We start from the raw sequence: 14,496 nt of genomic DNA on the forward strand, positions 1-14,496 counted from the left end.
CTGAGGTTTACCATGAATAACAATAAGACTCGCCTTGCACCGCTTCACTTGGTCAGCCTAGTAACCACCGATATGGCTGGTATGACTCGTGGCCGATCGTTGCCCGAAGCTGAACTGGAAGACCAACTTTCCACCGGTTGTGGCTGGGTACCGGCCAACAGCGCACTGACGCCGCAAGATGTTATTGCCAGTGATAATCCTTGGGGTAGTCACGGCGACCTGCGCCTGCTACCCGACTTGGCTAGCAGGGCGCGCGTTGCGGCAGGCCCCGATGCAGATGCCCCCCCCCTGGATTTCGTCCAGGGTAATTTAGTGGAAACTGACGGTACCCCTTGGCCGGTGTGCCCACGCACCTTGCTGAATGACGAGATCGAGCGTTATCGCGCTCAGTTCGGCCTCAAGGTACTGGCTGCCTTCGAACATGAGTTCAACCTGCTTGGGCTTCCCTCACAGGAGCCAACAGCTCCGGCCTTTTCGCTCCAAGCCCAACGGATCCTGGGTAACTTCCCCGGCTGGCTTATGAATGCCTTGGACGAGGCAGGCGCTGAGCCTGAGATGTTCCTACCCGAATACGGCCACGCCCAGTATGAAGTTACTTGTCGCCCGATACACGGTGTCGCCGCGGCAGACCGCGCAGTGATAGTACGAGAAGTAACACGCGAGATCGCCCGTCAATCAGGCCTACGTAGCTGCTTCTCGCCACTCATGCAGGTGGGTGGCGTGACCACTGGTGTGCACCTGCACATCAGCCTACAGACGTTGGAAGGCGCACCAGTGATGTATCAGTCCGGGGCAGAAAACGACCTGTCGCCCTTGGCCAAACATTGGGCCGCTGGTGTGCTACGTCATCTGCCTGCGCTCTGCGCAATTACAGCACCTACGGCCATTTCCTACCTACGGCTCAAGCCCCATCAGTGGAGCTCGTCCTATGCCTGCCTAGGCTCGCGCAACCGCGAGGCGGCCTTGCGTATTTGCCCGGTCACACGCTTGGGAGGTCGTGACCCAGCACGTCAATTCAACCTTGAATACCGCTCAATGGACGCAACCGCGAGCCCACACTTGGCCATGGCCGCAGTGCTGATTGCAGGTCGCCTAGGCATCGAGCAACAGCTGCCTCTGGGCGCAGTGACCGACATTGACCCAGACAGCATGAGTGAGGAGGAGCGAAACATCCGCGGCATTTGCGCACTACCACAAGACCTAGCATCGGCATTGAAGCTACTGACGGATGACCAACAACTCTGCGAGCAAATTCCTGGCCCACTACTGCAAACCTACTTTGCGATGAAGCGCGAAGAGCTGGCTCTGACCAAAGACATGTCCGCAGAGGAGCTATGCGTGCGCTATGCCAATCTCTACTGAAAACACTGAGGTGGGCCTCTATAAAAGCCCCCCATTTACCCTCTACCGACCTGAAAGTCATCATCCGGTGATCTTGGTCTGCGAGCATGCCAGCTGCTACATCCCACCTAAGTTGCAGCAACTGGGCCTGGACAATGCAGCTGCGCGCGAGCATATCGCATGGGACATAGGAGCGCTGGACTTGGCATTGGCGTTGTCGGAGAGACTGAATGCGCCGCTGCTAGCCGCAGGTTATTCACGTCTACTGATTGATCTGAACCGCCCCTTGGCAGCGCCGGACAGCATCCCTGAGCACAGTGAAGTTTACGATATACCCGGCAACTTCCAACTGTCCGATACCACACGACGCTATCGGCAAACGCAGTTGTTCGCGCCGTTTCACCAATGCCTTACGCAGATGATTGATCAACGCCTCGCCGACGGACAGCCCGTGCGGATCGTTGGGGTACACAGCTTTACGCCCGTCTATCGCGGCTCAGCCCGTCCTTGGGAGGCAGGAGTACTCTTCGGCCATGCAGCCGGATATGCCAACCGCCTGATCGACGGCTTGCGCAAGCATGGCGTATTGGTAGGCGCAAACGAGCCCTATCGGATCGATCCGATGGAGGACATGACCGTGCCGATACACGGCGATGAACGCGGCCTGGACGCCGTATTGATCGAGATTCGCAACGATCAATTGAAAGCGACGCAAGACGTGTCGACCTGGGCCGATCGCCTCGCCCCTTGGCTTTGAAAACAACAATAACAGTGCCCCAGCGCTATCAATGACCGCTGCAGCTCCCAGAGGAGATGCCACATGGCAATCGAACAGTTCGGTTACCAACAACAGCTTCGCCGTAGTCTGTCCCTTAAAGACCTAGTCATCTACGGGATGATCTTCATGATCCCCATTGCTCCATTTGGTGTGTATGGATGGGTCCATGCCGATTCTGGAGGCATGGTCCCAATGGCGTACCTGGTGGGCATGGTCGCCATGCTTTTCACTGCATTGAGCTATGGGGCCATGGCACGTGCGTTCCCCATCGCAGGGTCAGTCTATTCATACGCCCAGCGTGGTATCCATCCCAATGTCGGCTTTATGGCTGGGTGGGTGCTGCTACTGGATTACCTGCTGATCCCGCCGCTGCTTTACGTGTTTAGCGCGCTGGCTCTAAACCACCTGTTCCCGCAGGTACCGAAGCTGGCGTGGATGGTAATTTTTCTGGTTTCCTCCACTCTAGTGAACCTACGAGGCGTCACGCTGGCTGCTCGCGTCAACCTGTTCTTCCTGATTGCGGAGATTCTAGTGTTGGCGATATTCATCACCTTTGGACTGATAGCTCTGAACAACGGCATGGGTAATGGCTCCCTGACTCTAAAGCCGTTCTACCAACCGGAGTATTTCGACCTGAGTCTGGTAATGAAGGCTGTCTCCATTGCCGTGCTGTCGTTCCTGGGTTTCGATGCCATCTCAACGCTTGCCGAAGAAGTCAAAGGCGACCCTGCGAAGCAGATCGGGCGTGCGTCACTGATTGCACTGTTTCTCATGGGCGGCATTTTCATCCTACAGACCTGGCTTGCCTCCGATCTCGCCGCAGGCATGACCTTTAGCTCAGCAGACACTGCGTTCTATGAGATTGCTGGTGCAGTGGGTGGGCCGTGGCTGGGCACATTAGCCGCTGTGTCCACAGCGCTTGCTTGGGGCGTTACTGTATCTATCACGTCGCAGGCAGCAGTATCCCGACTGTTATTCAGCATGGCGCGGGATGGCAAGCTGCCGCACGTGCTGGCGAGTGTGCATCCACGCTTCAAAACACCGCATGTGAGTCTCTACTTGGTCTCACTGTTGGCACTGTTGATCGGGGCGGTGTTCCTCGATACGCCTGACCTGCTGACCTCACTGGTCAACTTTGGTGCTCTGGCCAGCTTCTGCCTACTTCACCTGTCGGTGATTAATCATTACATCGTCAGGCAGAAATCACGGCGCTATGCGCTGTATCTCCTGAGCCCGCTGGTTGGCTTGGTAATTATCGCCTACGTACTGATCAGTATGAGTCATCAGGCACAACTGCTCGGTTTGGGTTGGATGGCGGTGGGGTTGGTGTACCTAGTCTTCCTGCAACGTCGCAAGGGAAGTGCCGAGCTAGCACGTGAGATGTAAGCCTTCGCTAGAGAAGACTACTGAGAAAGGCTACGCGAAAGAGCTCGACTACCTTGCCCTTAACGGCCTCAATGCTGCTGCCACCAAGTGAGCAGCATTGCTGTGGCGCCCCGCCCGTGAAGCGGTGAGTGACCAGTAGACTATTCTAAGAGGTTGAGTGTGTTTACTCATTATCTGCTGGAGATCTTGGGTATCGGCAGGGAGGGAAAGCCGGAACAGCATCAAATCACCTAGCGGCTTCATGACTTAGAGGCCCTCTATGCGCATTGCATCAGCACAGACCACCTCGGTGCCGGGAGATATTTCGGCCAATATAACCATACACAAAAAATTCATCACCGCCGCTCATGCGGCCAATTTGGATCTACTGCTTTTTCCTGAGCTATCGTTGAGCGGATACGAGTTGGCTCTTATAAACCAATGCGCTCTGCAGCCAAACGATGATGCTCTTGAAGCACTTCGAGATATGGCTCACGCATTCAACATGACAATTGTAGTTGGAGCGTCAATAGCGAATACCAATGCTACCCCGTACATCGGTGCCATAACGTTCTGTCCCGATGGCATTACATCCATCTACTGCAAACAGCACTTACATCCCGGCGAGGAAGCCTTCGCTACCAGGTGTGAGCGGGGAAGTCACATTCATGCGCTTTTCAATGAGTTTTATGCGCTAGCCATTTGCGCCAACACCTCGCAGCGACATCACGCCGAAAGCGCAGCTGCAGGAGGTGCATCACTTTACCTAGCCAGTGTCCTTGTTTCAGAACAGGGCTATTCAATAGACGCTGGCAACCTCCAGCGTTACGCAAGAACATTCAATTTCGGTGTGCTCATGGCCAACCATGGTGGCCCTTCCGGCGAATATGTAGCTGCTGGAAAAAGCGCATTCTGGGCGCCTGCTGGCGAACTAATAGCTATGGCGCCTGGTGCTGGCCCTGTCTTGGTTATCGCCACTCAGGAAAATGGTATTTGGAATGGCGAGCTATTGACGATAAAAACCTGACGGAGCAACTTACATCACGCACAGAGCGGTGCTCCGCAGGTTGAACTGGCAGTTGCCTCCTTGCAGAGAATAATCGAGAGATCACCAAAGCGCTTTCTGGACTGGCACAGGAGGCGGCATACGCTATGCCAACTGTTAAGCCTCTTGGCTAATCATCAGCAGGTCATTATTAATTAGTTAAACGCTTAAAATACAAAATCAGCGACTCACTTAACAGTGGACGACCAGTACTTGACTCAACACGTTATGCATTGAGCCCCGTCCTGGCAAGCCTAGCTGTATAAGCACGAAAAGTGTTGCAGCACACCGCCACGTTGCTTGTCACTGCCAACATCATGGTCAGCAGGCCACCAATGCTTGGTCAGCCCAGAGGGCCAAGAGAACATGCCAGGCACTCGATAATGCTGTTTGCATGATCTTCACTCCAGATCGGAACTACGAAGGAAAGCGGCCAGCAACCTCATTGCTGGCCACTATCGACACCACCAGTTCAATCAGTGCTTGAACATCACATGGCGTACAGCGGTGTAGTCCTCCAGCCCATACATGGACATGTCCTTACCGTAGCCAGAGTGCTTGACCCCACCGTGAGGCATTTCACTGGTCAGCATGAAATGCGTATTCACCCAGGTGCAGCCATATTGCAGGCGTGCAGACAGGCGATGGGCGCGACCGACATCCGACGTCCAGACCGACGAAGCCAGGCCGTAGTCCGAATCGTTGGCCCAACCCAGCACTTGCTCTTCATCATCAAACACCGTGACCGAAACCACGGGGCCGAACACCTCGCGACGGACGATTTCATCGTCTTGGCGAGCGCCCGCAAGCACGGTGGGTTGAAAGAAGAAGCCAGGGCCTTCGACGCGATGACCACCGGTGACCACCTGAATGTGCGGCAAGGCGCTGGCGCGCTGGACAAAGCCTTCGACGCGCTCCAGGTGTTGCTCGGTAATCAGCGGGCCGAGTTCGGTGGCCGGGTCGTCCTGCAGGCCCGGCTGGATGCTGCCCACCGCTTCGCCAAGCTTGGCCACGAACTGCTCGTAGATACCTTTCTGTGCATAAATGCGGCAGGCGGCGGTGCAGTCCTGGCCGGCATTGTAGAAGCCGAATGTGCGGATGCCTTCTACGGCGGCGTCGATATCAGCATCATCGAAGATGATGACCGGCGCCTTGCCGCCCAGCTCCATGTGCATGCGTTTCACACTATCGGCAGTACTACTGATGATCCGCGAGCCCGTGGCGACCGAGCCGGTCAGCGAGACCATACGCACCCTAGGGTGGGTGACCAGCGGCTCGCCAACGCTCGGACCACGGCCGAACACCATGTTCACCACGCCAGCGGGGAAAATGTCGGCGATGAACTCAGCGAGCTTCAGCGCAGTCAACGGCGTCTGTTCCGAGGGTTTGAGCACCACCGTGTTGCCGGCGGCCAGGGCGGGGCCCAGCTTCCAGGCAGCCATCATCAGTGGGTAGTTCCACGGCGCGATGGAGGCAACCACGCCCACCGGGTCGCGGCGAATCATGGAGGTGTGGCCGGGCAGGTACTCGCCTGCTGCCGAACCGCTCATGCAGCGGCTGGCGCCGGCGAAGAAGCGAAACACGTCGGCGATGGCCGGCAGTTCGTCGTTCAAGGCGGCGGTGAAGGGTTTACCGCAGTTCTGCGACTCCAGGCGGGCAAGTTCCTCGGCATGGGCGTCAATGGCATCGGCGAGCTTGAGCAACAGGGTGGAACGGTCCTTCGGCGAAGTCTGAGACCACAGCGCAAAGGCATCATCGGCGGCGCGCACGGCAGCATCGACCTGGGCCGCGCTGGCCTCAGGGATTTCCACCAGAGCGGTCCCCAAGGACGGGTTGAGCACGGCGATGCTGGGGCCTTCGCCAACAACAAGTTGGCCGTTGATCAGGAGTTTGGTTTGCATGATTCAGTCCTTCGGTAGCCTTAGCCCCTTCTCCCTGAAAGGAGAAGGGGGGGCAGCATGAGTAGGGAGGTTTGATAAAGGTGTTGGCTTAACGCACTGGCACGCCAGCAACGTTAGCGGCCTTGGGCAGAGGCTTGGAGAACTTCCAGGCGTCGCCGGCCGGGGCCGTACCTTTGTCATAGGGCTTGGCCAGCAGCATGTAGAGGAAGCCTGCGCCCATCACCACCACCGTGGTCAGAATCATCGAGTAGTTGATGTACCAGGCCGCATCAGGACTGCGCGGCCAGACCATATTGATGATGGCGCCAACACCGTAGATCAGCGCGGCGATGTTCACCAACAGCCCCCAGCCACCGAGGCTGAACTGGCCGCTCGGGCGCCAGCCCTTGCCACGGGCGATCAGCGCAGCGATCACAATCAACTGGAACGCCACATAGATGCCAATGGCGGCGAAGCCGACGATGGTTGCCACGGCATCGGCCATGAACAGGCCAAGGCAGACAATACACGCCGGCATCACGCCGCTCACGACCAGCGCGAACGACGGTACATGGTTAGCGGACAAGCGCTTCAGCAGGTTGCTGCCAACGATCATCTCGTCACGAGCGTAGGAGAACAGCAAACGGCTGGCAGCAGCTTGCAGGCTCAGTACGCAAGAGATGAAGGAGACCATCACTACCGCCATCACCAGTTTCGAACCTACCGGGCCGAAGGCATTGGCGAGGATGGTGGCAACCGGGTCGGTATCTTCGCCAGCGATCACTTTCTGCATGTCCGGGACTGCCAGAATCAGCGCCAGGCAGGCGAACATGGCCGCAGCACCACCAATGTAGATGGTCATGCGCATGGCCTTGGGGATGCGCTTGCCAGGGTTGGGGGTTTCTTCCGCCACGTCACCGCAGGCCTCGAAGCCGTAGTACTGGAACAGGCCCGCCAGGGAGGCAGCGAGGAAGGCTGGCAGGTAGGAGCCGTTGACGTTGAGCTCAAAGGTGTTGAACAGCACGCTGATCGGTTGATGACGCTCGAAGATCAACAGGTAGCCGCCCACCAGAATGGCGCCCACCAGTTCACAGAGGAAGCCGAACATGGCCACTCGGGCGAGCAGCTTGGTGCCTACCAGGTTGAGTGCGGTAGACATCAGAATCAGGCCGAGGGCGATATAAATGTTGGCGTTTGAGCTGGCGTCAAAACCAAGCATGGCAGCCATGTAAGGGCCCGCACCGACGGCGACACCGGCAATGGTGGCGCACAACGCCCAGGCATAGACCCAACCCACCATCCAGGCCCAGCGCTTGCCGACCAGGCGGCGCGCCCAAGGGTAGACACCACCAGAGATAGGGAACTGAGACACCACCTCACCGAACACCAGACACACCAGCATCTGGCCGAGGCCAATCAGCAGGTAAGACCAGAACATCGGCGGACCACCTGCCGCGAGGCAGAGGCCGAACAGGGTATAGACGCCGACCACCGGCGACAGATAAGTGAAGCCCAGGGAGAAGTTTTCCCACAGGCTCATACTACGGTTGAAGTTGGAGCTGTAGCCGAGCGCACGCAGTTGCTCGGCGTCCTGATCGAGAGAAGCGGTTGCACTTGCCGCAGAAGACCCACTCATATTGTTTTCCTCATTTGAATGGCAGTCGTTTGCATGGCGGCGGGTCGCTGCCCGCCGGTGCTCATCGAAGAGCCTTTATTGTTATGGGTGAAGCGTGATGCGCACTTATCCAGCCTTGGCCACCTCCTCATCTTGGCCGTCGTCAAACTGCGAGAGCCATTCAACGGCGGCATCGCGGTACCGGGTGAAGCCCTTGTAGTCCACCAGTTCCTGATTCAGGGACTTGAGCACGCGGTGCATACGCTTGGCCCAGGCTGGGTTGGTGGCGATGTCTTCCAGGTTCAGCAGGTAAGTGCGAATCGGGAAGACGATGGCGTTGCTGCGCGGCAGGCGGTGCAGGGGTTGCAGTTCAATGCGCAGATAAACCAGCTTGCCGGCGTTCTCGGCGGTGACCGTGGTGCGGTCGGGCGCCCAGTCCGGCAGGCTTTCGGCAGAGACATCGAGCCGAGGATTGACCGTCAGCGACCAGTTCAGGCGGCGTACCGGATGGCCGCAGCGCAGACGCAGAAGGAACTTCAGCGCACGGTCGAGCATGCCGGTTTCCTTCAACAGCGGCACCGGGCCGTGAAATTCGTGCCAGGCCATGCCGAGGTTGAAACGCAGCGAGTAGTCGGCGCGCTGGGTAGCGATACCGGCGCCCCAGTAGAGGGTGCCGTCACGCTCTTCCTGCAGTACCCAATCGCCCTGAGCCTGGCGGGTGATGTACTCCATTGGCTCATAAGGCAAGGTGGACGGGTCACCGAAGGTGAAGGTGTCATCGATGTTCAGCAGCGTGTTGGTCCAGTGCCAGCGAGTGCCGTCCTTCTCCAACGTGAAGTACTCGGGGTAGTCGCTGGCGTAGGACTCCATGATCAGCTCGAGCAGGTCCCACTGCGCTTCCATCATGTGCGGCGCCGACACGTAATGCATGCCCGGATCTTTCTCCAGCGTGATCGCACGGTCACGGCACTCGCTGATGTAGTGCTCATCGATGTCGAAGACGGCCTTCAGCGCACCGTCGCCCACCGACACGTGAGGCTCCAGGTTCATTGAGTACATGTACTCGTCGTCCGGGAAGGGGAAGGGCGCACGGGCGATGCACTCGGGGCTGTTCGCGTAGGTGTAGTCGTCGCGGTAGGTTTCGTCGGGTCGGAACTGGATGGTCATGGTGGTTCTCCGTTCAGCAGTCGATGACCAGCCGCGAGCACTTGGCACGCGACACGCAGGGCATGATTTTTGTGTTGGCGGCCTTGTCTTCGTCGGACAGCCAGTCGTCGGTGTGGATGATTTCCCCGTCGAGTTCGAGCACGCGGGTTTCGCACTCACCGCAGGCGCCGCCACGGCACAAGTAAGGAATCGAGTGGCCGGCAGCTTCAGCGGCTTCCAGCAGGCTCTGGTCAGGCGACACTTCGATGGTCGCGCCGCTGCGCGCCAAGGTAACGCTGAAGGCCTCGCCGACACTGCCTTGTTCTAGAAAGCGCTCGTAGTGAATGTGGCTATCGGTCCAGCCTTGGGCATGGGCACTGTCGATGGCATCCTGGATCATGGATTCAGGGCCGCACACATACAGGTGGCTGCCCAGCGGGCGAGCGGCGACAACAACCGAGATATCCAGGCGCTGGCCGATATCGTTGCGATACAGGCGTACGGCATCGCCATACTCGCGCACCAGCTCTTCGCCCAAGCGTGCGTGCTCGGCACCGCGTACGGCCAAATGCACCTCGAACGGCGTGCCACGCAGACGCAGTTCGGCCAGTTGCGAACAGACCGGGGTAATGCCGACACCACCGGCGATGAACAGGTGCAGACGAGCATGCTTGCTCAGCGGGAACAGGTTCACCGGGCGCAGGATTTCCAGCACATCACCTTCGTTCACGGCTTCGTGCATCCGCAGTGAACCGCCACGCCCTTCGTCAACACGGCGCACGGCGATCTGGTAAGCACTGGAGTCGTAGGGCGAACTCATCAGCGAGTAGGCATTGCGGTAGGTGCCGTTTTCGTGAGGGATCAACACCACCACGTTGCTGCCGCCCGAGAAGGGCGGCAGGTGCGCGCCATCGGTGGCCACCAGGGTAAACCGCTTGATTTCCGGTGTGACAGCTTCGATGCGGGCAACCCGCACACTCAGGGTTCCGTTGCTCAAGCTCATGTGTCGAGCTCCTCTGCTTCTGGCAATTCGCCGGGGACTTCGGCGTCGGCCTTCACGGCCTGGAACGCGGCGAGACGGCGAGAATAATGGTCACGCACCACCAACATTGCGTTGCAACCAGGGCACTGGAACACGCGCTGAGTGACGTTCTCGGTGTAGCTGTCGCAGTGCACGCACCAGATACGACGGACGAACGACCCGGCATGCTCGCGGAGCACCTCGTCACTGTTCATGTCGTAGTGGGTGGCCACCTGCATGGCGGTACCGATAAAGCTCTCCGAGCCCGAAAGGTAGAGCCGGGTGCCCATGCGGGCATTGCCCAGGATGCGCTCCAGGTCCGCCACCAACTCATGATTGCTGGGGTACACACGCAGCTCGGCGACCTGCCGCTGCTGCAGTTCGGCGAGGTAGTCCTGGCCGGAGAAGGATTCCTGTGAATAGAGCAGAGTGGTCTGCATGCCTTGCTCGGACATCTCATCCAGCAGACGCAGCATGGCGCGGCCACCGCTACCCTGGCCTGCGACGAGGTGGCGGATTCCACCCGGCAGGGGGCGCAGTTGGTCATAGACCGGCCGACTCTTGATACCTGTGATCAGCATTGTTGTTTTACCTCCAGGACCGCCAATGCCCGATAGGGCATTCAGCATCGATGCAATGACCCATCAGCTGGATGGGTTGCAGGCTGCTGTTGCACATGCTGTGCCAATTTTTAAGTCACTGAAATTTATGGATTTTTATTATTCACAGGCATGAACGTAGGCAAAAATAGCATGTGCCGTAGGCATTCTTGCAGCGGTATGGGAGGCGGCGGAGGGGGAAAATTGCAGCAGACGGCACATCCCTGTGCCGGGAAAATCAATCGCGTTGCAGCTTGCGAATCAGGGTACCGATATCAATGCCCAGTTGCTGGGCTGCCTTGCGTTTGCTGCCTTGGCTCTGGACTGCCTGGAGAATGAGCTGGCGCTCATAGCGCTGAACCTGCGCCTTGAGGCTTTCGCCCAGTTCGTCGTCGGCTGGCAGCTCTGTATCCATCTCCTGGCGTGGAGTCGTTGGCCTGATGGAAATCGGTGCGATAAGCCCCAGCAGTTCCGGTGGCAGATGCTGCTCACTGGCCTCGTCATCAGCCAGCACAGCCAAGCGCTCAAAAATATTCACCAGCTCGCGGATGTTGCCCGGATAGTCATAGCTCAGGAGCCGTTGACGGCACCCGCCGGACAACCGCAGCGTGGGCTGGCGGTCACGGTTGATGCGCATCAGCAGGATGTCCATGAGCACTGGCAGGTCTTCCAGGTGCTGGCGCAGTGGCGGGATCTCCACCGGCAGCACAGCAAGGCGGTAGTACAGGTCGGCACGGAACTCGCCGGACTCGACCAACCGCCGCAAGTCCTTGTTGGTGGCGGCGATCACCTGGACTTGCACCGTCTTGCTCAATGGCGAGCCGACCGACTGAATGCTGCCGTCTTCAAGGAACTTGAGCAGCTTGGCCTGGACATGCAGGGGGATTTCGCCAATTTCATCAAGGAACAGGGTGCCCCCTGAGGCGCTTTCGATGTAGCCGCGCTTGCCACTCTGCAGGGCACCCGTGAAAGCACCGCGCTCGTAGCCGAACATCTCCGACTCAAACAGGCTTTCCGGAATGCTGCCGCAGTTGACGTGAATGAAGGGCCGGTCGCCCCAACCCGCAGCGCGGTGGATATGCCGGGCAATGGCGGTCTTGCCAACACCAGGCTCCCCCAGCAGAAGCAAGCGAGCGCGGCGGCGAAATGCACGTACGCCAGTGTCGGCGATGCTGGAGAGCAGCGGCGAGAGGTGCAAGGCGTTGTCCTGTGGATCGCCAAGGCCATTGTTTTCCGCAGGGGCGAACGCCTGCTGCGACGTGCGACGAGGGCTCTCACGGCCTTCAAAATCGCGCTGCACCAATAGCGTATAGGGCTTTTCGTAAGCGCCGGTGGGAACCGCCTGAGTGCTGGTGAGGAACATGCGCCCATCGCGGGAACGGGTCAAAGCGCTGTTACCACCACGTCCAACAGCTTGCTGGAAATCATCGAAGCTCACGGCCGAGCGCTGGAAGAACTCGGCATTGGGCAAGCCGATCGCGTCTTCTCGAGACAGGCGATTCACCCGCTCCGCGGCAAGATTGAGAAAGCGCACACGGGACTCACCATCGCACAGGATGATTGCCTCACTGAAGCTGTCCAACAGGGCGTGCAGCGCAGGGGTTTCCAACAGCGCGGAAAGCACTTCGCTGCTGACATTGACCGAAGATCGCATGCCCATCTTCAGGGGCGGCAAGAGACTTTTCTCGATCATGGATGCAGCTCGCCGTTGTGCTGGATAGTGCGCTCCGCCGCGCGCAGCACTGCCACCCTCCAGGCCACGCCTTCTTGCATGAGGATGCGCGAGCAGTGGACATTGAACAGTTGCAGGTGACCACTGAGATTGATCAAGTGCAGACTGTGCCAGGTGCGTTCAGGCATTGACCGGTCGAGCAGGGCGTGGGCGATGCTCGCACCTTGGGTGATACCGAAGGCCTGCTCAAAGGCGGCGTTACGCCACCGCGGTTGCAACTCTTCGTCGATCACCAGCACAGCGTCCGGTACCGCGTCGAAGACCCGGCGCAAGGCATCGATACGCTGCTCAGCATCGTGCTGCATACGCAGCTCCTGGCTGACGTCACGGATGCTGCCCCACATACGCAACAGGCGACCGTCGTGGATGGCGGCACGGACATCGTTCTCCACATAGGCAGGGGAACCATCGTGGCGGCGGTCCACCGAAAGCGCGCCGTCGACACAAAAATCGGTTTCCACCAGGCGCCTTACGAACTCTTCGTTGGCCGGGCTGCGCGGCCAGTAAAGTCGCACCGGCTGCTGATTAAAGTCGACGTCCGCCGGCATCTCGTAAACATCCGCCATGGCACGGTTACACATGCGCCAGTAAGAGCGGTTTTCGAACACCTGACGGACGACTTCATCGGGTGTCTGGGTAATGTCCACCGCTTCAGCGAACTCGATGCACCAGTACGCCACCTTGGCGCTGTAGAGCATCTGAGTCATGACTTCGTTGGCGTTTTGCAGTTCACTCAAGCGGTGACTCAACGAGCCCAGCGGTATAAACACGAGGTGAATACTGGGAGCGTCGGCGTCACGCCATTCGAGGAAGCCGCTGGCTAGCACGGGAAACAGGCTTGTGCTGTGGCGGATGAACGTAAGCGCCAGGCTGCTCAGCTTTTCATCTGCCGGCGGGCAGGAAAACAGTTTACGCAGAAGGTGCGTGGATTCAGCAGTGAAGATGCTTTCGATGCTGCAGTTCTGCATCTCTACCGGGGAGTAACCGAGTTGGTCACTCAACGACGAAGAGACGTTGGTCATGCGTCCACTTTTACAGACCGTGCAGCTAAGTAGGGCACCCCGATCAGCGAGGGTTTGAATAAGCGACATGTGTGCGTCCGAACAGTGGAAATGGGCTCGGGGTTAGATGCGCACAATGCATGCCAACCTCAAGTAGCAGAGAGACCAGGGCTCTCAGCGAGTAAACGCCCCCCGCTGCTGCATTTTCGCAGCACCTGACCTCAAAAATGCAAACCCTCCCTGGCAGGCGTGCTGAGGGAATTTGATTTCCGAACGCACACAAAAAAGGCCAATTCAGAGAATTGGCCTTTTACGTCACTATTCACGAGATTAGCAGATCATCTGCTTTGTACTCACTGGCAACCGGCAGACGTTGAGGAGGGGAGTTTCATCACCACAAGCGTTTGCAGCCATGAGAGTATTTGTTCTTCCCAAGAACGCCACACAGGAGAGTGTATGACGGATAACACTTACAGCTTCAGCTTGGGTGCTGACGCCGAGGCCATGGCGGTAGTGCGCCAAGGTCTGGAACACTTCAATGTGGGGCAGATTGGCCCCTATACCTATGCGGATTTCCAGCTCTATGCCCGCGATAGCAGCGGCCAGGTCGTTGGCGGTCTATTCGGCCACAGTGGGATGGGCTGGCTCTACATCGACTATTTTTGGTTGAACGACACCCTGCGCAGCCACGGCCTGGGCCGCAACTTGTTGAAGCGGGCAGAAGAAGAAGCACGACGCCGGGGCTGCCAGGGCGTTTTTCTTTATACCTACAGCTTCCAAGCACCTGACTTCTATCAGAAGCAGGGCTATCAGGTGATGGGCGTGCTGGAAGACTGCCCACCTGGACACCAGCGTTACTACCTGAAGAAGCAACTGAAGGACTGAGGAAACGCTGAAGAAGACGAGCCAGATCCGGTGAGATGCGCTGATCCAGTCGCACTCGTTTTCCAATGAAGCGGATGAATGTGTGAGT

At 58.4% G+C, this 14,496-nt stretch carries 12 protein-coding genes; 5 read left to right on the top strand and 7 right to left on the bottom strand.

Features of this window, described 5'->3' with window-relative positions; genetic code table 11:
• The first annotated feature begins 12 nt into the window (after positions 1-12).
• The 4 genes from EKA13_RS16935 (at position 13) to EKA13_RS16950 (ending at position 4,511) form a co-directional block, all read left to right on the top strand.
• On the top strand, positions 13-1,362 hold the full coding sequence (locus EKA13_RS16935; RefSeq protein ID WP_065760498.1) for a glutamine synthetase family protein: 1,350 nt from the start codon (positions 13-15) through the stop codon (positions 1,360-1,362).
• The gene (locus EKA13_RS16940) at positions 1,346-2,098 is read left to right on the top strand and encodes an N-formylglutamate amidohydrolase (protein WP_065760499.1); all 753 of its coding nucleotides are present in this window, start codon (positions 1,346-1,348) and stop codon (positions 2,096-2,098) included. The genes EKA13_RS16935 and EKA13_RS16940 overlap by 17 nt, the downstream gene beginning before the upstream one ends.
• Before the next feature lie 63 nt (positions 2,099-2,161).
• Positions 2,162-3,505 (top strand): APC family permease, encoded by a 1,344-nt coding sequence (locus EKA13_RS16945; RefSeq protein ID WP_065760500.1) that lies wholly within the window; start codon positions 2,162-2,164, stop codon positions 3,503-3,505.
• Between the two features lie 259 nt (positions 3,506-3,764).
• Positions 3,765-4,511 (top strand): carbon-nitrogen hydrolase family protein, encoded by a 747-nt coding sequence (locus EKA13_RS16950; RefSeq protein WP_065760501.1) that lies wholly within the window; start codon positions 3,765-3,767, stop codon positions 4,509-4,511.
• 494 nt (positions 4,512-5,005) lie between these two features.
• Here EKA13_RS16950 and EKA13_RS16955 read toward each other — a convergent pair whose 3' ends face one another.
• The 7 genes from EKA13_RS16955 to EKA13_RS16985 all read right to left on the bottom strand — a co-directional run bounded on the left by EKA13_RS16955 (position 5,006) and on the right by EKA13_RS16985 (position 13,544).
• Complete coding sequence (locus EKA13_RS16955; RefSeq protein ID WP_065760502.1) at positions 5,006-6,430, bottom strand: gamma-aminobutyraldehyde dehydrogenase; 1,425 nt, start codon at positions 6,428-6,430, stop codon at positions 5,006-5,008.
• An 88-nt stretch (positions 6,431-6,518) separates the two neighbouring features.
• Positions 6,519-8,045: an APC family permease gene (locus tag EKA13_RS16960; RefSeq protein ID WP_065760503.1), complete on the bottom strand. Its 1,527-nt coding sequence runs from the start codon at positions 8,043-8,045 to the stop codon at positions 6,519-6,521.
• Positions 8,046-8,150: 105 nt separating this feature from the next.
• Positions 8,151-9,191 (bottom strand): heme-dependent oxidative N-demethylase family protein, encoded by a 1,041-nt coding sequence (locus EKA13_RS16965; protein WP_065760504.1) that lies wholly within the window; start codon positions 9,189-9,191, stop codon positions 8,151-8,153.
• 13 nt (positions 9,192-9,204) lie between these two features.
• The gene (locus tag EKA13_RS16970; protein WP_065760505.1) at positions 9,205-10,173 is read right to left on the bottom strand and encodes a PDR/VanB family oxidoreductase; all 969 of its coding nucleotides are present in this window, start codon (positions 10,171-10,173) and stop codon (positions 9,205-9,207) included.
• Positions 10,170-10,772 (bottom strand): dimethylamine monooxygenase subunit DmmA family protein, encoded by a 603-nt coding sequence (locus tag EKA13_RS16975; protein WP_065760506.1) that lies wholly within the window; start codon positions 10,770-10,772, stop codon positions 10,170-10,172. The genes EKA13_RS16970 and EKA13_RS16975 overlap by 4 nt, the downstream gene beginning before the upstream one ends.
• 256 nt (positions 10,773-11,028) lie before the next feature.
• The gene (locus tag EKA13_RS16980) at positions 11,029-12,483 is read right to left on the bottom strand and encodes a sigma-54 interaction domain-containing protein (RefSeq protein WP_065760507.1); all 1,455 of its coding nucleotides are present in this window, start codon (positions 12,481-12,483) and stop codon (positions 11,029-11,031) included.
• Positions 12,480-13,544 carry a PAS domain-containing protein gene (locus EKA13_RS16985; protein ID WP_245704353.1) on the bottom strand — a complete coding sequence of 355 codons (1,065 nt, stop codon included), beginning with the start codon at positions 13,542-13,544 and terminating at the stop codon, positions 12,480-12,482. The genes EKA13_RS16980 and EKA13_RS16985 overlap by 4 nt, the downstream gene beginning before the upstream one ends.
• Positions 13,545-13,979: 435 nt before the next feature.
• On the opposite strand from EKA13_RS16985, the gene EKA13_RS16990 reads away from it, so the two are divergent.
• On the top strand, positions 13,980-14,408 hold the full coding sequence (locus EKA13_RS16990; protein WP_065760509.1) for a GNAT family N-acetyltransferase: 429 nt from the start codon (positions 13,980-13,982) through the stop codon (positions 14,406-14,408).
• Positions 14,409-14,496: the final 88 nt, after the last annotated feature.

Source organism: Pseudomonas defluvii (assembly GCF_001695625.1).
Classification (GTDB): Bacteria; Pseudomonadota; Gammaproteobacteria; order Pseudomonadales; family Pseudomonadaceae; genus Aquipseudomonas; species Aquipseudomonas defluvii.